Annotated in this window: 17 protein-coding genes and 1 tRNA gene; 8 read left to right on the forward strand and 10 right to left on the reverse strand. The window is 61.5% G+C overall.

Annotation, left to right across the window (positions count from 1 at the left end; all coding sequences use genetic code 11):
- The first annotated feature begins 1,110 nt into the window (after positions 1–1,110).
- The gene (locus V5738_RS09900; RefSeq protein WP_423824163.1) at positions 1,111–1,677 is read left to right on the forward strand and encodes a metal-dependent hydrolase; all 567 of its coding nucleotides are present in this window, start codon (positions 1,111–1,113) and stop codon (positions 1,675–1,677) included.
- 333 nt (positions 1,678–2,010) lie between these two features.
- Here the strand turns inward: V5738_RS09900 and V5738_RS09905 are convergent.
- From V5738_RS09905 to V5738_RS09915, 3 genes are all read right to left on the reverse strand, one after another.
- Positions 2,011–2,087 (reverse strand) — tRNA-Arg (locus V5738_RS09905).
- 163 nt (positions 2,088–2,250) lie between these two features.
- The gene (gene thpD, locus V5738_RS09910) at positions 2,251–3,171 is read right to left on the reverse strand and encodes an ectoine hydroxylase (protein WP_423820639.1); all 921 of its coding nucleotides are present in this window, start codon (positions 3,169–3,171) and stop codon (positions 2,251–2,253) included.
- Positions 3,172–3,813: 642 nt separating this feature from the next.
- Positions 3,814–4,296: an Hsp20/alpha crystallin family protein gene (locus V5738_RS09915; protein WP_423820640.1), complete on the reverse strand. Its 483-nt coding sequence runs from the start codon at positions 4,294–4,296 to the stop codon at positions 3,814–3,816.
- 319 nt (positions 4,297–4,615) lie between these two features.
- Here V5738_RS09915 and V5738_RS09920 point away from each other — a divergent pair, with 319 nt between their 5' ends.
- The 6 genes from V5738_RS09920 (at position 4,616) to V5738_RS09945 (ending at position 11,201) form a co-directional block, all read left to right on the forward strand.
- A complete protein-coding gene (locus tag V5738_RS09920; RefSeq protein WP_423820641.1) occupies positions 4,616–5,716 on the forward strand; it encodes a branched-chain amino acid aminotransferase in 1,101 nt (366 codons plus the stop codon).
- Positions 5,717–5,922: 206 nt separating this feature from the next.
- Complete coding sequence (locus V5738_RS09925; RefSeq protein ID WP_423820642.1) at positions 5,923–6,603, forward strand: methyltransferase family protein; 681 nt, start codon at positions 5,923–5,925, stop codon at positions 6,601–6,603.
- Positions 6,604–6,613: 10 nt separating this feature from the next.
- A complete protein-coding gene (locus V5738_RS09930; protein ID WP_423820643.1) occupies positions 6,614–7,381 on the forward strand; it encodes a hypothetical protein in 768 nt (255 codons plus the stop codon).
- A 108-nt stretch (positions 7,382–7,489) separates the two neighbouring features.
- Positions 7,490–8,515: an alcohol dehydrogenase AdhP gene (gene adhP / locus V5738_RS09935; protein ID WP_423824164.1), complete on the forward strand. Its 1,026-nt coding sequence runs from the start codon at positions 7,490–7,492 to the stop codon at positions 8,513–8,515.
- 36 nt (positions 8,516–8,551) lie between these two features.
- Positions 8,552–9,538: a zinc-dependent alcohol dehydrogenase family protein gene (locus V5738_RS09940; protein ID WP_423824165.1), complete on the forward strand. Its 987-nt coding sequence runs from the start codon at positions 8,552–8,554 to the stop codon at positions 9,536–9,538.
- A gap of 79 nt (positions 9,539–9,617) precedes the next feature.
- Positions 9,618–11,201: an AAA family ATPase gene (locus V5738_RS09945; protein ID WP_423820644.1), complete on the forward strand. Its 1,584-nt coding sequence runs from the start codon at positions 9,618–9,620 to the stop codon at positions 11,199–11,201.
- A gap of 33 nt (positions 11,202–11,234) precedes the next feature.
- On the opposite strand, the gene V5738_RS09950 is transcribed toward V5738_RS09945, so the two are convergent.
- Both V5738_RS09950 and V5738_RS09955 read right to left on the reverse strand, forming a co-directional pair.
- Positions 11,235–12,407, reverse strand: coding sequence for an acetate/propionate family kinase (locus V5738_RS09950; RefSeq protein WP_423820645.1), 1,173 nt, complete (start codon positions 12,405–12,407; stop codon positions 11,235–11,237).
- A gap of 284 nt (positions 12,408–12,691) precedes the next feature.
- On the reverse strand, positions 12,692–13,648 hold the full coding sequence (locus tag V5738_RS09955; protein WP_423820646.1) for a bifunctional enoyl-CoA hydratase/phosphate acetyltransferase: 957 nt from the start codon (positions 13,646–13,648) through the stop codon (positions 12,692–12,694).
- Between the two features lie 309 nt (positions 13,649–13,957).
- On the opposite strand from V5738_RS09955, the gene V5738_RS09960 reads away from it, so the two are divergent.
- Positions 13,958–14,848: a helix-turn-helix domain-containing protein gene (locus V5738_RS09960; protein ID WP_423820647.1), complete on the forward strand. Its 891-nt coding sequence runs from the start codon at positions 13,958–13,960 to the stop codon at positions 14,846–14,848.
- Positions 14,849–14,926: 78 nt separating this feature from the next.
- On the opposite strand, the gene V5738_RS09965 is transcribed toward V5738_RS09960, so the two are convergent.
- From V5738_RS09965 to V5738_RS09985, 5 genes are all read right to left on the reverse strand, one after another.
- Complete coding sequence (locus V5738_RS09965) at positions 14,927–15,376, reverse strand: hypothetical protein (RefSeq protein WP_423820648.1); 450 nt, start codon at positions 15,374–15,376, stop codon at positions 14,927–14,929.
- A 58-nt stretch (positions 15,377–15,434) separates the two neighbouring features.
- Positions 15,435–16,328: a hypothetical protein gene (locus V5738_RS09970; protein ID WP_423820649.1), complete on the reverse strand. Its 894-nt coding sequence runs from the start codon at positions 16,326–16,328 to the stop codon at positions 15,435–15,437.
- A 405-nt stretch (positions 16,329–16,733) separates the two neighbouring features.
- Positions 16,734–18,593 carry an ATP-dependent zinc metalloprotease FtsH gene (ftsH, locus tag V5738_RS09975; protein WP_423820650.1) on the reverse strand — a complete coding sequence of 620 codons (1,860 nt, stop codon included), beginning with the start codon at positions 18,591–18,593 and terminating at the stop codon, positions 16,734–16,736.
- A 70-nt stretch (positions 18,594–18,663) separates the two neighbouring features.
- On the reverse strand, positions 18,664–19,074 hold the full coding sequence (locus V5738_RS09980) for an Hsp20/alpha crystallin family protein (protein WP_423820651.1): 411 nt from the start codon (positions 19,072–19,074) through the stop codon (positions 18,664–18,666).
- Positions 19,075–19,161: 87 nt separating this feature from the next.
- Positions 19,162–21,549, reverse strand: a complete 2,388-nt coding sequence (locus V5738_RS09985) for a phosphoketolase family protein (RefSeq protein ID WP_423820652.1) — start codon at positions 21,547–21,549, stop codon at positions 19,162–19,164.
- Positions 21,550–21,609: the final 60 nt, after the last annotated feature.

Raw genomic sequence — 21,609 nt, forward strand, 5'->3', positions numbered from 1 at the left:
TTTCACTTCAAGACAACCAGCTCACCAAGCACCTCGAAAGGCCGTTTTGTTGGCTCACTGCGTTGCGAGAGATGCGTATTCTAGACATCTCTAACCCACGGTCAACACTTTTTTCGAAATAATTCTGCAATCCGCTCGAAACGCCCGTATGACGGGCGTTCGCAGCGAGCCGAAACCGGTACGCCTTGTGTCCCCTGCGCGTTTTGAGCTTCTGTGCCGGCTGCAGAGCTTCCCTATCGGCTCCCTTCGAGGCGGCCATATCGACGCATGCCGTCCGTTTGAGCTCGCTCAACCGGCCCGGTTGGGTTTCTCAGCACAGAAAGGTGGGCCGACACAGGGCTAGCGATCAGAGCGGCCATACCGCTTACGGTCTGGCGTTGTTCGCCTACCTTGTCTGTTCTTGTATAGCACGACGATCGATCCGGCCCACGCATGTCCTCACGGAATGCTTGATACATCGCATTATTGATACAGCGCCTGATCACCGTCTTATGGTGAATGGACAACGAGGCTCGCCGATACAAAATTAGGCGCTTGCTGCCGATCGATATGATCGTGGCCTCTAGGGCGCGTCGTCACGAGACGCGCCGTCGCATGACCCCGCCTATCATGTCAGCAAGGCGCAGGCCGCCGAGCCTAGCGGACCCACGTTCAATGCCTACAACGCCGCATGGCGCGATGGGCGGGCGTCCCCCAAACGGTCCTCGGCTCCGTAGCGGCCATCCGGCGTTATCGCTCACCCACGTGGCCGGGCCACGCCACACTCAAGAGGCCTTGGGCTGCCACCACAGGGGCCGCGGAGATGCAGCGGCGTATCTCGTGACGACGCGCCCTAGGTCGATAGGCACTATAAGGTGTCGTCGTCAGCGGCCGATGTTCATCCGGACCGGTGACGGCAAACCCTCCTTGCCTACGATCGAACGGCCGCCCTGCATCTAGTTACGTTCTCTATGTAATGTAGAACTCGCAGACCAGCCGCTAACTTGTTGTCGATGCAATAAGTTTCATACAATAAACTGAACGTTTATACAAAGCTCGTGCGCGGTGGCAAATTTCAGCACCCATATCAGTACTGCGGCCACCGCTGGTGTCGCCTTTGCCGGCCTAGGTATGGCACTCAATCTCTGGCCTCTGGGTCAGATTCCAGCCATCGTGCTGCTTGTGACATTGGGCGGCATCATGCCGGATATCGATGCCGACAAGTCGCGATCGGTACGGGTAATATTCACCGTGCTCGCGGTCGTGGCGGCCTTTGCGGGTTTCGGGTTCGCCCGCGGCATGTGGCCTTTACCCCAAGTGGTAGCGCTGGCACTGGGGCTTTATGTCGGTGTCCGCGACGTGGTCGGTTTCCTCTTTCGCATGATGACCCGACATCGCGCGAGCTGGCATTCGCTATTGGCTGTGGCGGCAATTACCCTGTCGACCGTTACGATCAGCTTTCGCTGCTTTGGGCAGCCGGCCCGGCTGGCATGGAGCCACGGTTTCGCGATGGGCAGCGGCATGATGGTTCATCTCATTCTGGATGAGTGTTTCAGCATCGATCTGGAAGGCGCACGCCTCAAGCGATCTTTCGGCACCGCTTTGAAACTGTTCGACTATCGTCGTCCGGTCGCCACGGCTCTGATGGGAGGCGCGACCTTGCTGCTCGTTCCCTGGCTGCCGGCCTACTCTTTCTGAGCGCTCGACGACTACGCTCGTCGGATTCCATACAGCGTCGGTCGAGCTGGCCCACCGGCGTGTACTGTCAAATCGAGGTAGCCCCGCGGCTGGCCTGTTAGAAATTGACCGTCCGGCCGGTTGACCGGCTCAGCACGGACCGCCGCAACCTAAAGTGTCATGCCTTGTGGACGCGGTAGTCTTACAAGGCCCCTGACGGCCTCTGCGTTCTGCCCTACCGGTCGAGAGCGTCAGTACAGGTGGTGCCGGGCCCTGCTCGTGAACTGCCGCATGGATTCGTAAACCGATACTGGGCAGCGATACCAGAGGTTCGTATAAAGGGTGTTGAGGAGATGGTGCGCCCGGTAGGACTCGAACCTACGACACTCGGCTTCGAAGGCCGATGCTCTATCCAGCTGAGCTACGGGCGCGTCCTGGGCATTGTAAAAGACCCGTTCGCGATATTCACTAGTCCATATCCAAAGCCCGGCTGCCGATCGGCATGCTCTGGCTTTTCAAAGCAGGAACACCTCTAAAAAAAAACGCCGGCCCTAACCAGGCCGGCGTTTGTCTTAGCGCATCCTCGGCTGCGAATTAACGCATATCCGCGTAGGGATCGTGCAGGTCCAGCGACTGCGGCGTTTCACGGTTCGCCAAGAACGACGGGCGGGCATCCTCGGCGGCGAACGGCTGTTGCAGTCGGTTGTGTACGCTGTTGTAGACAAAGAACAGATTTGAGCGCGGCCACGGCGACATATTGGAATTCGATGCATGGAGGGTGTTGCATTCGAACAGCAACAGCGAACCTGCCGGGCCCTTGGGCGCGGTAATGCCCCCTCGATTGACCAGCTCTTGCAGGTTTTGTTGGCTGGGTACGCCGGCTTCCTGGGCTTTTAACGAGCTCTTCCAGTTATCGTCTGGTGTTGCGCCCTGGCACGGCACGAACTGGTGGTGCGAACCAGGGATCAACATCAACGGTCCGTTGAACTCGTTGTTGTCGGTGAGCATGATCGAGGCACTGATCGCCCGCATCCGTGGCATGCCGTCCTCCGCATGCCAGGTCTCGAAATCCGAATGCCAGTCGAAGCCGGCGCCCTGGAATCCGTATTTATCGTTGATTCGCGACTGATGAATATAGACATCGCCGCCGAGCAGCTGTTGAACCATACCCAGAATCCGCGCATCACGGGTCAGCTCATCGAACCGCGGCGAGATGCGATGCATGTCGAAAACCGAGCGCACAGCGCCGGACTTCGGGTCACGAATCACACCATCCGATTTAAGCAGTTCTTCGTCACGGCTCATGGCCTCGAGTTCTTCGAAGAACGGGGTCATCCGATCCTGGGAGAAGAACCCTTCGAACGAGAGAAAGCCGTCGCGCTCGAACGTCGATAGCGCCACTTCGTCCAGTGGCCCGTTCCAACGCTCGGCCGGGCCGGCATGCACGACCGGGTCGCGACGGTTGTAGCGCGGCTCTGGGTGATCCGTGCGTGTCATGTAATCATCGTGCTGCATGATCGCTTCCTCGATGTATCGTTCGACGCCCGGCGCCGAAGAAAATGGCGATGAACTCGTTCATCCGGGATCGGAAATCGGCGGACCAGCGATCGTGAGTCGGTCGCGGCTGGCGGCCTCTCACAGGCCGTTGTATTCGGCCGAGCGGCCCATTCAGCCGGCTTGTGCCGGCCGGGCGAACACCCGCGCCCGCGATCTCACGGCGCCGTTAATCCGGCGAGCGAGGTTAGTAACGTCCCGCTATGGCCTCAATACGGGTTATCCCATAACACACCCAGGCGACAGGCCGCGGCCAGCCAGCGGCCTCGGTAGTAGAAACCAGCGCAGCATCGAGGCTGCAGCATAGTGCCGCTGTGCCCCCATATGGGCTCGTTGTACGTGCGTTGCCGGCACGTATTCAGCAGGGCCTGGCATTCGATCACGAGGCCGAAGTGTCGCTCCATAGCCCGCGCGCCTTGTAAGGATTGCTCGCGCGGAGATCGCGTCCAGTCGATCGTCTTGAGTAGGCGACGGTCAAACCGCCCCCACAGACCGAGCCTGGCTTCCAAGCCCCGCCTTACCGCGGCCCGCAAATCGGGGTTGAGCATTCGCCACAAAAAAGGGCCCCGAAGGGCCCTCTGCGAGACGGCATACCGATACCCATCATTCGGCCTTGATTTCGATACGGCGAGGCTGGGTCTGGGTCTTCTTCGGCACCTTGATATGCAGTACACCTTTGTCTGCCCGGGCTTCGACGGCGTCTTCATCGGCCGTATCCGGCAATGTGAAACGCCGCACGAATCGACCGTAGCGCCGCTCGATATGCCGGGTTGGCTCGCGAGTCATTTCCTCCGAAACCAGCGCCCCGCCGTTTTCTTTTGCCTTTGACGAGTCGTAGTGATAGCTACGCTCCCCGGCGACCGTCAGCACGCCGTTGCGAAGCGTGATTTCGATCGCAGCCGGATCGACCCCGGGTACTTCGGCATCGATCAGATAGGCCTCGTCGTTTTCATGGATATCGATCGCCGGCCGCCACTGATCGCCCATACCGGAGGGCAAGGCATCGGTCTGCCCGAGAAACATACGACTGATTTCGTCGTTGAACTGCTGCAACAGGCTCGACGGCTGATAACGCTGAATGGCCATAAGATCCTCCTTTATTCGTTGGACGTTGTCGGTTACGCGAACAATTCTGGGGACCGATTCAAACAGTTCAATACTTATTTGATTGTTTTTTTGGTCGAGTCGTTGCTTTATATGCGGCGACTGGATCGGCCAGCCCGGATGCCAAACGCGTTTCGGGTCGATATGCTGCATATGCCATACATCCATGCCCAGCGTCGGCGCGAGCCGGTGACACCCTCGTTACGAGCGGCCCGGGTCTTTGCGCAGACGCTGCAGAACTCATCGTTTAAGATGCATGGTCGATAGAACCCGCGCCGATACCAGTCAGGAGACCGATTCCGTGTCCACCCCCGTCTTTTCCGTCCGTCCGACCACGACCCCGGTTGCCGCGAACGTCCGCAACGAAATACTGGGCAACCCTGGCTTCGGTCAGTATTTCACCGATCATATGACCCACGTTCGGTGGACTCAGGCCAGCGACTGGCACGCCGCGGAAGTACGGCCATATGGGGCGTTGACCGTGGATCCGGCATCGCCAGTGCTGCATTACGCGCAAGAAATCTTCGAGGGCTTGAAAGCGTATCGTCATGCCGATGGCTCGGTCTGGGGTTTCCGGCCGGAACGCAATGCCGCGCGATTCCGCCAATCGGCCCGGCGGCTGGCCCTACCCGAGTTGAGCGATGAGCTGTTCATCGAATCGATCCGTAGTCTGGTGCAGCAGGATCACGTCTGGGTACCGACGCCCCAGGACGATAGCGAGGAATGCAGCCTCTACATTCGGCCGTTCATGATCGCGAATGGCCGTTTTCTCGGCGTCAAACCGGCCGCGGAAGTCGATTACTACGTGATTGCCTCGCCGGCTGCCTCTTATTTCAAGGGCGCCGGCAAGCCGGTCTCGATCTGGCTGTCCTCGCACTACAATCGGGCCGCCCCCGGCGGCACCGGGGCCGCGAAGTGCGGCGGCAACTATGCCGCTTCGCTAGTGGCGCAGCAGGAAGCCTCGGAACAGGGATGCGAGCAGGTCGCGTTCCTCGATGCCGCCGAAAACAAATGGGTCGAAGAACTGGGCGGCATGAATTTGTTTTTCGTCTATCGCGACGGCCGACTGGTCACCCCGGCACTGACCGGCACCATTCTCGAAGGCGTCACCCGCGATTCTGTGCTCACTCTGGCCCGCGATATAGGGCTGGCCCCCGAAGAACGCGCGATCTCCATCGATGAATGGCGCGAAGGCATCAACAGCGGTGAGATCACGGAAGTCTTTGCCTGCGGCACGGCCGCGGTGATCACGACGATCGGGGCCCTGGTGACCGAAAACGACACCATTGGCGATCCAGAACAGGCCAACGGCGAAGTCGCCCAGCAGCTGCGTAAGGCACTGCTGGATCTGCAATACGGCCGTGCCGAAGACAAGCACGGCTGGCTCATGAAACTCGCCTGAGCCTTTTCAGCCATGCCGGCACCAGCCCGCGTGCCCATCAGGGGCCGCGGGCTTTTTTGAGCCCGGGACAGCCATATCGACGGCCGCGGCCACGAGGCGTCCGGGCCATCGTTGTGCTATACAGAAAACGTCGCTACAACGGCAGACACACGATCCGTATACGAGGCCAAGACTAATCTGGGGGCCCGTCTGAGGAGCGTGCTGCCATGACCGATACCCACCCTCTCCGTTCGGCTTCGACGTCACCCCCAACATCGAGGCCCCGGGCGAAAGAGACGTCTTCGATTTATCCGGACCCCAACTCGATCCAGAACGCACGGCTGCGTGATCGTCTGCGGGCACGACGCATTAGCCCGCGCCTGTTGGTCGCCTATGCCGCCGCTATCGGCCTGTTAGTACTCGCAGCCCCGTGGGGGCCGACCTATGCGCTAGGTTGCGCGGTAGTGTTCGTCGGCCTTGCCCTGCGGATCTGGAGCTTTGGCCATCTACGCAAGAATCAGGACCTGATCACTACCGGGCCCTATGCGCACAGTCGTAACCCGGCCTACCTCGGTTCGGCGCTCGTCATGACTGGGCTGTTCACGGCAGCCGGCAACCCGTACAGCCCTGTCGGACTCGGTATCTGGTTTGCCGGCCTGATCGGCTTGATCGTGTTTTTCGCCTACTATCTACCCCGCAAGTATCGCCGTGAGTACGGCAAACTGCGTTCGATCTTCGGCCAGGCCGTCGATCGCCATGCCGCCCACGTACCCCATTTCTTTCCCCGTCTCACGCCCTGGCTCAGCGGTGATCGACAGCGTTTTTCCTGGGCCTGTGTCGCAGCCAATCATGAGCCGATCTGGCCGGCGGCCGGCGTTCTGGCTCTTTTGATCATCTGGTTCGGTTGAGGTGCACCCGATGCCAACGCTCAATAAAGTCGCCGCAATCACGCTTTGGTTCTGGGTGCTCAAGATCCTCGCCACCACTCTCGGCGAAACCTCGGGAGACCTGCTGGCGCTGACCCTGCACCTCGGGTATGTGACCAGCCTGGCTCTTACGCTGTCCACCTGCTTGATACTGCTCGCCGGCCAGCTGTCGGCGCACCGGTTTCACCCGTTTCTATACTGGGCTGTCATCGTCGGCACGACCACCGCGGGGACCGAGATATCGGACATGATGGATCGCAGCCTGCAGCTGGGTTATCCGATGGGCGCAGCCATGCTGGCGACCGGCTTGATCGCGACGCTGGCGATCTGGCGGCTGACCGAAGGCGAACTGCAGGTTTTCCCGATCTTCAGGCGCCGCCCCGAACTGTTCTATTGGATCGCGATCTTGTTTTCGAACAGTCTTGGCACGGCCTTTGGCGATTTTCTCAGCGATAGCCTAGGTCTGGGTTATATCAGCGGTGCCCTGCTGACCTCCGCGATCATCGTCGGAGTACTGGGGCTGCATTACGCGACCCGTATCGACGACAATGCGCTGTTCTGGATCGCCTTCGTCTTTACTCGCCCCTTTGGGGCAACATTCGGTGATTTTCTGACCAAGCCGGTCGCCGCCGGTGGCCTGGCCTTCGATACCTATCTTGCCTCAGCGATCGCTGCTGCGCTGTTGATCGCGATCATTATCGGCACGGGTGGGCGCGAGGCCCGCCGCGCCCAGGCCGCACGCCATCCCGAGACCAGTTGATGCCCTGAAATCGAGGGGCCGCGAAAAGCTGTTGATTTCGGTCAACGAGGCGGCCCTCGGTCCGGCATAGCGTTGTGTTCATCAGCCATAAGATCGGGAATGAACAGCATGACGCAGATGATGAAAGCCGCTGTAGTCCGCGAATTCGGCCAGCCTCTGACATTCGACGAACTGCCCGTGCCGGAGCCGGGCCCGAACGAGGTGCTGGTACGGATCATGGCCAGCGGGGTGTGCCATACCGATCTTCATGCCGCTCATGGCGACTGGCCGGTCAAACCCACGCCGCCGTTCGTACCAGGCCATGAAGGCGCCGGTGTGGTCGCCCGGGTCGGGCCGGGGGTCACTCATCTCGAAGAAGGCGATGCGGTCGGCATCGCCTGGCTACACGATGCCTGCGGGCGGTGCGAATACTGCACCACTGGCTGGGAAACACTCTGCGAATCCCAGCATATGAGCGGCTATACCGTGAACGGCAGTTTTGCCGAATATGCCATCGGCCATGCGGACTATGTGGCACGGCTGCCGGACAACGTCGATTTCGCCTCGATCGCGCCGATTCTCTGTGCCGGTATCACGACCTACAAAGGGCTCAAGGAAACCGAAGCCCGGCCTGGCGAATGGGTCGCGATTTCGGGGGTCGGCGGCCTTGGCCACGTCGCGATTCAGTATGCCAAGGCGATGGGGCTGCACGTCGCCGCCCTCGACGTCACCGCAGAAAAATTGACTCTGGCCCGAGATCTTGGTGCCGATGTAGCGATCGACGCCAGCGATGCGCACGCCGTCGAGCACGTCATCGATACCACCGAGGGTGGTGCCCACGGGGTACTCGTGACCGCGGTCTCGGTCCCAGCGTTCAACCAGGCTTTGCAACTGGTTCGACGCAAAGGCACGATCAGCCTGAACGGGCTGCCGCCGGGCGAATTTCAAACACCGATCTTCGACGTCGTGCTCAAGCGACTGACCATCCGCGGCTCGATCGTCGGCACCCGCAAGGATCTCGAGGAAGCGATCGCCTTTGCCGCCGAAGGCAAGGTGCGCCCGCGTATCCATGAAACCTCGCTCGACCGCATCAACGAGGTGTTCTCGGATCTGGAGGCCGGCACCGTGGATGGCCGCATGGTCATTCGCATGTAGCGGCTTCGCCCCATGCCCCAGCCAGATGAGTCCAAGATGCGCGCGATGGTCCTGCATACCGTCGGCGAGCCACTGCGTTATGAGCCCGAGTATCCGGTACCACGCCCGGGCCCGGGCCAGCTGCTGATTCGCGTGCGGGCCTGCGGCGTCTGCCGGACCGATCTGCATGTGCTCGACGGCGATCTGACCGCACCGGTCCTGCCGCTGATTCCCGGCCACGAAATCGTCGGCACGGTCGAGGCGGTGGGCGAGCAGGTCCAGGGGTTTCAGGGCGGCGAGCGGGTCGGCGTGCCTTGGTTGGGCCATACCTGCGACGAATGCCGTTTCTGCCGTAACGGGCAAGAAAACCTCTGTGATGCCGCCCGGTTTACCGGCTACCAGATCGACGGTGGCTATGCCGACTATACGATCGCCGATGCCGATTATTGCTTCCAGCTGCCCAGCGACTTCAGCGATCGCGATGCTGCGCCGCTGCTCTGTGCCGGCCTGATCGGTTATCGGGCCTGGCGTATGGCCGGGCCGGCGCGGCGCATTGGCTTCTACGGTTTCGGCGCGGCCGCGCATATCGCGATTCAGGTCGCTCGGTTTCACGAACAACAGGTCTATGCTTTCACGCGGCCGGGCGATCACGAAAGTCAGGATTTCGCCCGTCGGCTGGGCGCAGTTTGGGCCGGCGACTCGAATCACCCCGCGCCCGACACACTGGATGCCGCCCTGTTGTTTGCCCCGGTCGGCGACCTGGTGCCGGCTGCACTCGCAGCCACCGACAAGGGCGCCACGGTAGTCTGCGCCGGCATTCATATGAGCGATATTCCAAGCTTTGCCTATCGACTGCTCTGGGAGGAACGCTGTGTTCGATCGGTGGCCAATCTCACACGGCGCGACGGGGATGAGTTTCTAAGTCTGGCCGGACAGATCCCGATTCGTACCACGACCCAGGCTTTCGAGCTGAACCAGGCCAACGAAGCCTTAGCGGCACTCCGCGAGGGCCGGCTGGAAGGCGCCGCCGTGCTGGTGACCTAAGTCGGGCATGCAGTGACAGCGAGTACAACAGACTTCAGACCCGCGGCTCACGGCATGCAAGCAGACTTCGGACGCTGCCATGCCTGATGATGCGCCCGATGACCCAAGGCCACCTGCGGCCCCCTCCGGCCAGACGAGACAACGGCAGCTGATCACGGCCCTGCGCGATCGTCTGGCTCACGAATTCGCCGACGACGTCGAACAGATCGAAACCCATATATCGATCCTGCTGTTGACCCGCGATCGGGTCTATAAGATCAAAAAGGCCGTCACGCTGGATTTCGTCGACTACGGCAGCCTGGCCTGTCGTCGCGCCTGCTGCGAAGCGGAATTGCGGCTCAATCGCCGATTCGCGCCGGCGCTGTATCTGCGCTGTGTCGCCATCGGCGGCACACCCTCCCAGCCGATGCTGGACCGCGAACCGGCGATCGAATACGCCGTGGAGATGCAACGCTTTCCAGCCGAAGCTCAGGCCGACGTTAGAGCCCGCGATGGCCGACTCGCGCTCGGCTCGATCGACGCCCTGGCCGAGACCATCGCCGGCTACCATGCCTGCGCCGAGCGGGCCATGCCAGCGGATGAACACGACGACGGCACTGCTGTAGTCGGCGCCACGGTTCGGTCCAATGTCGATCAGCTCCAGCGAGCCGGCCCGTCGCCGATCCAAGTACGCCTGGCGCCGCTCGTGCCTGCTCTGGAGCGTTTACTGAAACAGACCGAACCGTCGCTGGCCGAGCGACGCACCCAGGGGCGGGTCCGTGAATGCCATGGCGACATGCATTTGGCCAACCTGATCTATCGCGACCGGCGTTGGAGCGCTTTCGATTGCATCGAGTTCGATCCGGCCTTGCGCTGGATCGATGTCATGGACGATCTCGCCTTCCCGTTGATGGATCTGCAGGCCTACGGCCTGGCTCGCCATGCGCACCGCCTGCTCAATCGCTATCTGGAAATCACCGGCGACTACCTCGGCCTGGGGGTGCTGCGTTTGTATCTGGTGCATCGCGCCCTGGTACGCGCCAAGATCGCCTTGCTGAGCGCGGCTGATCGCGCCGGCTATCGCCGGCCTGCCGACTACCTCACAGCCGCGATGGATCTCGCACGGCCGCGCGCCCGGCTGGTCATCACCCACGGTATATCCGGCTCCGGCAAAAGCCGAGCGGCTGCCTATGTGGCCGAGCGTTTCGGTTTTGTCCGTATTCGGTCAGACGTCGAACGCAAACGCCTATACGGCCGTGCTGCCCACGATCGCGGTGCGGCGCATGCTGGCGCCCCGCTGTATGCGCCGAACGCCACCGCAGCGACCTATGCGCAACTGCTGAAACTGGCACGACCAGCCTTGCTGGCAGGCTGGCCCATCATCCTCGATGCAACCTTCCTCGAACGCCGCTATCGCGACGCCGCACGGGCTCTGGCAGCGCATGTGCACTGTCGTTTTCATATCCTCGATCTGGCGGTCGACGCCGACACCGCCCGTCAACGCATCCAAGCCCGGGCGGGCTCGGATGCCTCCGATGCCGATCGGCAGGTTCTCGATCATCAGCTCGATGGTTACCAGCCGCTGGCCCCCGACGAGCAGCGTGAAACGTTGACCACACGCGGCGATACAACCGATCTGGAGCGCTGGTTCTCGGCCTGGCAGACGAGCAGTCCGGGATACTGAATTGGATCTTTTAGAAGCCGCGCCGAGTACGATTCAACCGCCGCTCGCCACGCGCTCCAGGCGTCGACAATGCATCGCGATGACCTGTTCTTCATCGGTCGACACGACCCACAGCCGGACCACACTATCCGGTCGGCTGATACCAAGCGCACCGTCGGCATTAGCCCGTGGATCCAGACGCACGCCGAGCCAGTCGAGGCCCGCAACAATGCGCTCTCGTATCGGTGCAGCATGTTCGCCGATGCCGCCGGTGAACACCAACGCATCGAGGCCACCCAATACTGCAACCAGCGCACCGATTTCCGCGATACAGCGATAGACGAACAGTGCAATCGCCTCGGCGGCCTCGGCTGTTTCGCTGGCCAAGAGCACTCGCATGTCGTCACTAAACCCAGATACGCCGAGCAATCCCGAGTGGTTGTAGAGCACGTCGCGCAGCGTCTCCGGCGCCTGGCCCTGGGCTAGCCAATAGAGCAATACGCCGGGATCCAGACGGCCACAACGTGTCCCCATGGGTAATCCGTCGAGGGTACTGAAACCCATTGACGTATCTATGCTGCGGCCGTTTTTCAGGGCGCAAAGACTGGCGCCATGGCCGAGATGCGCCACGATCGTGCGCCCCGTCGCTGCCGCAGGGTCGAGTTCGCCCAGCCGGCCTGCGATATATTCGTAGGACAAACCGTGAAATCCGTAGTGACGCACCCCTTGATCAAACCAGATCCGGGGTACGGCCAGGCGCTGAACCACCTCGGGCTGGCTTTGATGAAAGGCGGTATCGAAACAGGCGACTTGTGCCAACCCCGGATACGCTCGCGCGATCGCTTCGATGCCCGCGACGTTGAACGGCTGGTGCTGCGGCGCAAGCGGTGCCAAAGCGGCGAGGGCCGTAATATCCGTCTCATCCAACCGGACCGGTGCTCGATAGCGAGTCCCGCCATGCACGACGCGATGGCCGACTGTATGCACGGCATCGGCGCCGAATACATTGCGACACTCGGCCATTATGATCTCTAGCGCGGCCGACATGGGTTCAGCCTCACTAGGCAGCCGATGTATCTCGGATTCGCTACCCGAGCTATCCCAGCAACGCAGCATCCCCGGCGACTCATGATAATCCACCAGCGCATTCAGGCGCCGCTCGAGTTGTTCGCAGAACCAAGCCATCTTGAGCGACGACGAGCCAGCGTTGACGATCAAATACCCCATATCGTGCCCCTGAGCCCTACCGCTTGCCCGATACAATCGCAGCGGGCTGTGTTGTCGCGACTCCGGCACCTCCTAAGCATGACCGCCAACGCCCGTGCGACGGCACTGGATCGGCAACAAACCGAGCCATCGGCCTTGAATGGGCGCTTGAGAATCAGCATAGGGCTGGCGTTGCGGGCCGCTGAGACGTTGACCGACCGGAGGGCAGCGATTTCGCTACCCACTGGGTCGGGCCATGCCCCACCGTCGTGGTTTGGCCGATGCTGACGCCCCACCGACATCGATCACGCGATCGCCGCCTGAGCGAGTTGCCATCGTCGATACAGCACGGCAACGGCGCAGGAGGTTAACCGTGCCAGGGCACTATCGGCCCGGCTGGTCAGCATGATCGGCACGCGCGCGCCGACGACTACCCCGGCCAAGTGGGCGCCAGCAAGATATTCGGTCTGCTTGGCGAGCATATTGCCGGCTTCCAGATCCGGCACGACGACCACATCGGCGCGTCCGGCCACTGACGAGACGATATGCTTGGCCTCGGCAGCGATCGGCGAGACGGCGTTATCGAAGGCAAGCGGGCCGTCCAGAACACCGCCGACAATCTGCTGTCGATCGGCCATCTTGCACAGCGCAGCCGCTTCGCAGGTCGATGGCAGCTTGGGCGTAACCGTCTCGACCGCACACACAATCGCGACTCTTGGCGGATCAATACCGATGGCGCGCGCCAGATCGATGGCGTTTTGGACGATATCGCGCTTGGTCTCCAGATCCGGGGCGATATTGATCGCCGCATCGGTAATCAAGAGCAGTCGAGGATAGGCTGGCGTATCCAGTACGAACACATGGCTCATACGCCGCGCGGTCCGTAGACCGCCAGCGGTTGCGACTACCGGCTTCATGAACACATCGGTATGCACCGCGCCTTTCATCAGGGCATGGGCCCGCCCAGCGCGAACGAGATGCACAGCTTGGGCACTGGCTTCTTCGTCGCTGCCACACGGCATAATATCGAACCGTCCGAGCGCAACGCCGCCGTCTTCGGCCGCTTCGCGTATCCGTGCTTCCGAACCGATCAGAATCGGCTTGATCAAACCACGGTCGGCTGCCTCGATGGCCCCGCTCAGACAACGCGAATCAGTTGGCTGTACTACGGCCGTGATCAACGGCTGTGCCATTGCAGCCTGTTTGATCAACAGTTCCAGGCGAGCGCCATCGTCTCCGTTCGCCGAGGATTGGGTTGTCATGCTCCTCGCCACAGCGTTGTCCGGCTTGTCGGCCCCGACCGACAAACACACCACGCACAGCCGGGCCATGCGCGGCCGATCTCGCCGTATGGGCGCTCCGACAATGCTCGTTGCGCGCGCCGCACTACAGCACCCCCGCCCGGTCTGATACTTGGGGCCACGTAAGTTATACGTCTGGAATGATTGGGCGAAAAGCCTATCTCACCGCAAGACAAGGGTTGTTGACCCAGGTCACTCAGGGCGCTGTATATTGGTTATATTTTATAATTACAGAACCGACCGCTCGGGTATTTGCCCAAGGAGACGACGATGTCGAGCACCGACAAGACGATCGCGTTGGATGGTATAGCCTACTGCCCCGAAGCTGCCTCGGCACAGACGAGTGCCCAGATCGCTACGGCCTCGAGCCACGGCAACTGTGGTGCCTGTGTATTCAAGACCCATTGCCTACCGGCGGAATTGGACGGCGAACCCCTCAGGCGGTTCGAACACCAGATCTGGCGCGGCAGCCGCCCCGTAAAAGCCGGCCATATCCTGATTCGGCAGGGCGATCCCATCGACTCGCTGTTCGCCTTGAGGGTCGGCTCGTTGAAGGCTTACGTCGACGAAGCCGACGGCACCGAACGGGTACTGACCTTTCGTTTTCCCGGCGCCATCATCGGCCTGGCCGAGCCCTATCAACGCCAATGGTCGCGAAGTTTTGCCGCGCTGGAAGACAGCTGGCTCTGCCGTATACCGCTGAGTACCATCAACGACACGCTGCGCTGTCAGCTCATCCGACTGATGAGCGACTGCCTGCGTCGCGAGTACGAAGCCCACCTGACACTGGCGCTTAACAGTGGCACACGCAAGGTCGTGTCTTTTCTTCTCGAGTTGAGCGGCGTCTTTGCCGCGCTCGGACAGTCGCCCATCCATCTACGCCTGCCGATGAACTATCTCGATGTCGCCAGCTATCTCGGCATGCGACATGAGTCCATATCCCGAACGCTCGCCCAGCTTCAAAAACAGGGCCTGGTGCGCAAACACGGTAAGGACATTCATATCGACGATCTCGAAGGGCTGCAGCGCATCAAGGGCGAAAACGGCACAGCACGCCCGCCGACATTCGAAATGCTGTCACGAGCCTCGTCGCGGTTCGGTCGATCGGAGAGCTTGAGCGATGCGAGCCATATGCCTCGAACGGGCACCCCGCCCCGATAGCAACCGCTTCGCGGTCTATCACCTCATCTCGCGCCCAGTCGAACCCACCGGCGTTGCCCGCGGGCCCGCTCTGTCCTGCTAATTCGGACGCATATCAGGCCCGAGCGCGCGGAGCCGAGACGCGAACTGCCACAGGAGTTGATCGTCGCAGGGCAATGCACGATAGAACGACTGCTCCGACTGCCAATAGCGAGCCAGCAGCCCGAGCAAATCGTTCACGAGCCGCCGACACACCTCGAATCGCTTCGCCTCAGCGTTTTCGACCAGTTGGCGGGTTCGGTACCAGATCGCGCGTTGCTGATCACCAATATCCTTGTCGAGGACTTCTACGCGCTGCCCCAGACAGAACCGATTCGAATACATCAATTCGGCCTCGGCCATAAGCGAACGCTCGATCTGGATCGCGAATTCGGCAACGCGCTCGCGGGCGCGCCCCCAGTCTCCAGCATCGAGCACGACCTGGGTCTCACGCAGCAGTGATGCACCATACTGGTGTCCGAGCAGGGCCAGCTTGAATACATCCGTCATGGTTTGCGAACGAGTCTCCACGCATGGAACGACTGCGCACCATTCAGACATCTTGTGCTCACCAGTGCAGAACCCTGGGTACTGCCCTGGAACGGTGTCCAGTGGTCATCAGGTCGCTGCCCGGGTCGGCCTCGTAATATACCGCTTCACTCTCCGTCCCCGGCTCGATCCGGGTACCGGCCTCACCGTTCAATAGCCCGTTTACATCCTCCGGCCGCCCGATCACAGCCAGGCCCCGGTTCTGGCGTACGAAGCGCTCGGCCGCGGTGATCTTCAGTGAAAGCGACGAGGAACTGAACGTCACCTGGTCGAGCAGCTCTGTGGTGAGCACACGGAGGCGTCGCGCCCCCGAAACACCGATACCTTCGGCCACGGCCTCGAAATCGGACAGCAACAATAGCGCATCGGCACGTAGTTGCTGGGCCAGCAACGCGCCCACCGCGTCCGGGTCGATCAAGGCCGACTCGATCTCGGTCAGCATGCCGTCGTCGCCACGGACCAGGGGCGCCTCGCAACGAAGCCCGCAGATTGGCACCACCCCCTGGTCGAGAAGTACATTCACGACTTCCCACGCCAGGACCCGAAGCGGTGTCGGCCGGCTCTCGAGTCTGCGACAGCCTTTCGGCCCCGCGGTCGTCGCCATGGCAGCCCCCGTTGGGTCGACCTCGATCTGGGTCAGCAGCACTGCAGCCAACCGGCCCGGCGGCAGCCAGCGGCCCAGCTCCTGTTCGAGCAGGCTCCCTAAGGCAGCGCCCAACAGATCGCTGTCGTGGCGACAGGCCTGAACCTCTCCCGGCGTATTGCCGTAGACGAGCACGACCTCATGCCCCGCGTGGATCAACGGCGCCAATGCATTGGCCATCGCTTCCGCATATGCGCGCTGACCTGCCGCTGCCGACGGGAAGCGCTGCTGCGCAGACGTTTTTTCGCCTAGTACTACGACAACACGCACGACACCCTCCGGTACTCGCCATTCGAACCACCCCGGGGAATCGATCGGCGATCGCGAGCGAGTTCGCCCCGGTAACCGTCCGCTGCGACGGCGCTGTCGCCGGAATCGCCGATCGACCGTAGCCAAGCCCCCTGTTCGGCCGGCCCCTCTGTTGGCCAGCCCCTGCATGCGTTGTGCATCTGCATCGCCTGTCTCCCCGTTGACCGCAGAGCCGCAATGCCCTGCCCTCGAACGTATTGAACGGCCCCACGGTCAGGCTATTCACAGACCCATGCGCCTGCATTGATCGGGGTCAATTGAGAGACATCGAAATCCCCCCGTTTGCCGACGGTGCGAGCGCTCACCGGCCCGCCTTCTATGTCTGTCGAAGCTGGTCGCGGCCACTCCGGTACCGCCTACCGACTTTCACGCCCCGGTCGATAGCCCGATGCGCGGCGAGACACTCGAGCCCGCAGCGTTGTCGAGGTTCTGGGCCAGGCGATCAAGGTCGACCGATTCCAGGGTTTCCCGCTCTAGCAACTCATGGGCACTTTGTACGAGAACCGCCCGGTTGCGCTTGAGCGCTGCATAGGTGCGCTCGAATACGTCGTGGATGATCAAGCGCACGGCGCGATCGATCGCATTGGCCGTATGTTCGCTGAATGCCCGCTCGTTCATCCCGGTGGGATTGGGTGAGAGAAAACTGGGTTGTTCGTTGTCGTAGGTGACATAGCCAAGCTGTTCGTCCATGCCATAGCGCGCAACCATGCTGCGCGCCAGGTTGGTGGCCTTGGCCAGATCGTCGGCTGCACCGGTCGACAGATGATCGAAGATGAGTTTTTCGGCCGCGCGGCCCCCCAGCAACACGGCGATCTTGTTCTCCAGTTCTTCGCGCGTCATTAGAAAACGATCCTCGGTGGGCCGTTGCAGGGTATAACCGAGGGCACCGATACCACGCGGAATAATCGAGACTTTGTGCACCGGGTCGACCCCGGGCAGCAGCCGAGTCATCAACGCATGCCCCATCTCGTGGTGGGCCACGATCTCCCGTTCGCGAGCATTGAGAATACGGTTTTTCTTTTCCAGCCCGGCGATGATGCGTTCGATGGCGTTGTTGAAGTCATCCATGCTCACGGCCTCGGCGCGGCGACGGGTCGCCAGCAAAGCGGCTTCGTTGACCAGGTTGGCCAGATCCGCACCGGTGAATCCGGTGGTCAAGGCCGCGAGCTGGTCGAGAGACACGCCCTCGGCCAGCTGAATCTTTTTGATATGGACCTTCAGGATCTGCACCCGCCCGGCCTTGTCCGGCCGGTCGACCAGTACCTGACGGTCGAAACGTCCGGCTCTTAGCAGCGCTGGATCCAGGATTTCCGGGCGATTGGTCGCGGCCAGCAGCACCAGTCCGGAACTCGGATCGAAACCGTCGAGCTCGACCAGTAACTGATTGAGGGTCTGCTCGCGCTCATCGTTGCCGCCGGTCTGATGAAAAACGCCACGGGCCCGCCCAAGTGCATCCAGCTCGTCGATGAAAATGATCGCTGGCGCTTTGCTGCGCGCTTCCTGAAATAGATCCCGGACGCGCGCTGCCCCCACGCCGACGAACATTTCGACGAACTCGGAACCGCTGATAGAAAAAAACGGCACTCCCGCCTCGCCAGCGACCGCCCGCGCCAGCAGTGTCTTGCCAGTACCGGGCGGGCCGACCAGTAGCACCCCCTTCGGGATATGAGCGCCCAGGGTGCCGTAGCGGGTCGGGTCCTTGAGGAATTCGATCAGCTCGACCAGTTCCTCCTTGGCCTCATCGACCCCGGCCACATCGTCGAAGCCGACCTTGGTATCGGTCTCGACATAGACCTTGGCGCGGCTCTTGCCGACCTGCATAAAGCCCCCGGCCCCAGAGCTGCCCCCCATACGCCGCATGAGAAAGATCCAGACGCCCAAAAACAGCCCCATCGGTATCACCCAGGACAACAGGGTGCCGATCCAGGTGGTATCCAGGGTGCCGCGGTATTCCACACCGGCCTTAGCGAGCTCGGCGCTGATTTCCGGAGGTACGATCAAGGTGGTGAAACGCTTCTTGCCATTGCGTGGCTCGATGAATTCGCCGCTGATCGACTGTTTGCCGACGACTACATTCTGTACATGGCCCTGTGCCAATTCCTTCTGGAATACGCTATAGGGCACCCGGGCCGCCTCCTGGTTACCGGCGGTGAACTGGAGCAGGGCAAACAAAATGATCAGCGGAATCAATACTGCCCATACATAAGCAGACGGATTGCTTTTCATCGTCGTTCACCTTTGCCCTTGGCCCGGCGCAGGCCCGGTCGCGCGCTGCACCGGGCGGGCCGAGGCTGCTTCACTCGATCGTGATCTCGGTTTTTTTGGCCTGTGTTTCCGCAGTCTTGGGCAGCCGGATTTCAACGACTCCATCGTGGTACTTCGCCTTGATCTGGTCGGCGTCGGCGTTCTCCGGAAGACTGAAACTACGGGCGAACTGGCCGTAGTAGCTTTCGCGTCGGTGCTGTTTTTCGTCTTTTTCTTCGCTATCCCAGCGACGCTCGCCAGACAGCTTGAGTACGCCCTTATCGACATCCAGATGGATGTCTTTGCGGTCGACGCCGGGCACCTCGGCCCGGATGACGTACTCTTTTTTCTTCTCGCGAATATCGACCACGGGCATCCATTCCTCGCGATCGAGACCGCGTAGATTGCCGCGCTTGAGCAGATCGTCGATTTCGCGCATCGGGTTCCAGCTCATCAGATCCATAACGCTCTCCTGGCTTGTCTCTTGTCGGCCGGGCGTGCCGGCATGGCCCAAGGTGCGCGTCCCGTCGTTTTTTGGTGTTGACCTGAATCAAGCAGTGCCCGGGTCGTCGGCCCATTGCCAATCGCGCACTTCGGGCATGTCCCGGCCGTGGCGATCGATGTACTGGCGATGCATGATCAGCTTGTCGCCCAGCAGGCGTTTGAGCCGCGCCGCCCGAGTGTGTGGGCGTGGCAGCCGGTTGATTACATCGATCGCCAGGTGGAAACGATCGAGTTCGTTGAGCACGGTCATATCGAAGGGCGTAGTGATCGTGCCCTCTTCCTGGTAGCCATGCACATAGATGCGGCGATTGTGACGACAGTAGGTCAGACGGTGGACCAACCAGGGATAGCCGTGGAAGGCGAAGATGACCGGCCGGTCATCGGTGAACAGATCGTCGAAGTCGGTGTCGGTCAGCCCGTGCGGATGTTCGCTGGCAGGCTGGAGTTTCATCAGATCGACCACGTTGACCACCCGGATCGTCAACTCCGGGAGGTGCTCGCGCAGGATCGCCACGGCCGCCAGAGTTTCCAGGGTCGGCACATCGCCGCAGCAGGCCATCACCACGTCGGGCGGGTCGTCGCCTTCGTTGCCGGCCCAGTCCCATACGCCGATCCCGCGACTGCAATGGAGCACCGCCTCGTCCATGGTCAACCACTGCGGGGCCGGGTGTTTGCCGGCGATCACGACGTTCGCGTAATGCCGGCTGCGTAGGCAGTGGTCCATGACCGACAGCAGACAGTGGCCGTCCGGCGGCAGATAGACCCGCACCACTTCGGCTTTTTTGTTGACCACGTGGTCGATGAAGCCTGGATCTTGATGCGAAAACCCGTTGTGGTCCTGACGCCATACATGCGAGGCAATCAGATAATTTAACGAGGCGATGCGCTGTCGCCAGGCCAACCCCGCGCTGACCTTGAGCCACTTGGCATGCTGGTTGAACATCGAATCGACGATATGAATGAACGCTTCATAGCAGTTGAACAGGCCGTGGCGCCCGGTCAGTAAATAGCCTTCCAGCCAGCCCTGGCATTGGTGCTCGCTGAGCATCTCCATGACCCGACCCTGGGCAGCCAGCAGGTCGTCGCCCGGCGCGGTAGCCGCCAGCCATTGTCGCGAAGTCGCCTCGAACACAGTCTCCAAGCCGTTCGACAAGGTTTCGTCGGGGCCGAAGATACGGAAATTACGCTGCGCTTCATTCAGCCGAACGATATCCCGCAGAAACGGACCCAAGGCATGCGTATCGCCAATACCAGGCGCGCCTCGCCGGACTACCGCCGCGGCGTACTCGCGAAAATCCGGCATTCGCAAATCCCGCAGCAGCAGGCCGCCGTTGGCATGCGGATTCGCGCCCATGCGGCGATCGCCGGTCGGTGCCAGTTCGGCTAACTCCGGCCGCAAAGCGCCCTGATCGTCGAACAATTCCTCGGGACGATAGCTTCTCAACCAGCTTTCCAACTGCGCCAGATGCGCCGGATTAGTCGCTGGCTGCCCAATCGGCACCTGATGCGAACGAAAACTGCCCTCGACCGGCCGATCGTCGACCGTTTCCGGACCGGTCCAGCCCTTGGGCGAAATCAGTACGATCATCGGCCACCGTGGACGCTCGAAGACCTGGCCGCCCAGGCGCGGATCCCGCGCTCGATTCTGGATCTGTTGGATCCGCTCGATGGTCTGGTCGAGTGCGGCGGCCATCGCTTCGTGCATCGGCATCGGATCCCGGCCTTCGACCACGATCGGCGCCCAACCGTAGCCATGCAGCAACTGCTCGAGTTCATCGCGCCCGATCCGTGCCAATAGCGTCGGGTTCGCGATCTTGTAGCCGTTGAGATGCAGAATCGGCAGCACCGCCCCGTCGGTGGCCGGGTTCAGAAACTTGTTGGAATGCCAGGCCGTGGCCAACGGCCCGGTCTCGGCCTCGCCGTCGCCCACCACACAGGCGGCAATCAAATCGGGATTGTCGAACACCGCACCGAAGGCATGCGCGAGCGAATAGCCGAGTTCTCCGCCTTCATGGATCGAGCCCGGGCATTCCGGCGAAGCATGGCTCGGAATACCGCCGGGAAAAGAAAACTGGACGAACAATCGACGCAGACCGGCTTCATCGCGGCTGATATTGGGATAGATCTCGCTGTAGGTGCCTTCGAGATACGTATGGGCCACGACCGCGGGGCCGCCATGGCCCGGCCCGGACAGATAGATCATATTCAGATCGCCGGCCTTAATCACACGGTTCAGATGGGCATAGATAAAATTCTGCCCTGGTGTCGTGCCCCAGTGTCCGAGCAACATCGGCTTGATATCGGCGGGCGTGAGCGGCCGCCGCAGCAATGGATTGTCGAACAGATACATCTGCCCGACCGAAAGATAATTCGCTGCACGCCAATAGGCATCGATGCGCTGTAGGAGATCGGGGAGCCGGGCAGTGTTATCCACGATGACGAGTCCTGTGTTGCAACCATGCGCCTTCGTGGCCCTTGGCCGCTGTCTAACGCG

This window comes from Salinisphaera sp. SPP-AMP-43 (assembly GCF_049568105.1).
Taxonomy (GTDB): Bacteria; Pseudomonadota; Gammaproteobacteria; order Nevskiales; family Salinisphaeraceae; genus Salinisphaera.

Excerpts from the sequence above, each read along its gene's own strand:
- V5738_RS09960 (WP_423820647.1), top strand. The coding sequence starts at position 13,958 with ATGTCGAGCACCGACAAGACGATCGCGTTGGATGGTATAGCCTACTGC.
- thpD (WP_423820639.1), bottom strand. The coding sequence starts at position 3,171 with ATGCAGCACGATGATTACATGACACGCACGGATCACCCAGAGCCGCGC.
- ftsH (WP_423820650.1), bottom strand. The coding sequence starts at position 18,593 with ATGAAAAGCAATCCGTCTGCTTATGTATGGGCAGTATTGATTCCGCTG.
- V5738_RS09955 (WP_423820646.1), bottom strand. The coding sequence starts at position 13,648 with ATGACAACCCAATCCTCGGCGAACGGAGACGATGGCGCTCGCCTGGAA.
- V5738_RS09925 (WP_423820642.1), top strand. The coding sequence starts at position 5,923 with ATGACCGATACCCACCCTCTCCGTTCGGCTTCGACGTCACCCCCAACA.
- V5738_RS09915 (WP_423820640.1), bottom strand. The coding sequence starts at position 4,296 with ATGGCCATTCAGCGTTATCAGCCGTCGAGCCTGTTGCAGCAGTTCAAC.
- V5738_RS09950 (WP_423820645.1), bottom strand. The coding sequence starts at position 12,407 with ATGGGGTATTTGATCGTCAACGCTGGCTCGTCGTCGCTCAAGATGGCT.
- V5738_RS09900 (WP_423824163.1), top strand. The coding sequence starts at position 1,111 with ATGGCACTCAATCTCTGGCCTCTGGGTCAGATTCCAGCCATCGTGCTG.
- V5738_RS09930 (WP_423820643.1), top strand. The coding sequence starts at position 6,614 with ATGCCAACGCTCAATAAAGTCGCCGCAATCACGCTTTGGTTCTGGGTG.
- adhP (WP_423824164.1), top strand. The coding sequence starts at position 7,490 with ATGACGCAGATGATGAAAGCCGCTGTAGTCCGCGAATTCGGCCAGCCT.
- V5738_RS09965 (WP_423820648.1), bottom strand. The coding sequence starts at position 15,376 with ATGACGGATGTATTCAAGCTGGCCCTGCTCGGACACCAGTATGGTGCA.
- V5738_RS09940 (WP_423824165.1), top strand. The coding sequence starts at position 8,552 with ATGCGCGCGATGGTCCTGCATACCGTCGGCGAGCCACTGCGTTATGAG.
- V5738_RS09945 (WP_423820644.1), top strand. The coding sequence starts at position 9,618 with ATGCCTGATGATGCGCCCGATGACCCAAGGCCACCTGCGGCCCCCTCC.
- V5738_RS09980 (WP_423820651.1), bottom strand. The coding sequence starts at position 19,074 with ATGGATCTGATGAGCTGGAACCCGATGCGCGAAATCGACGATCTGCTC.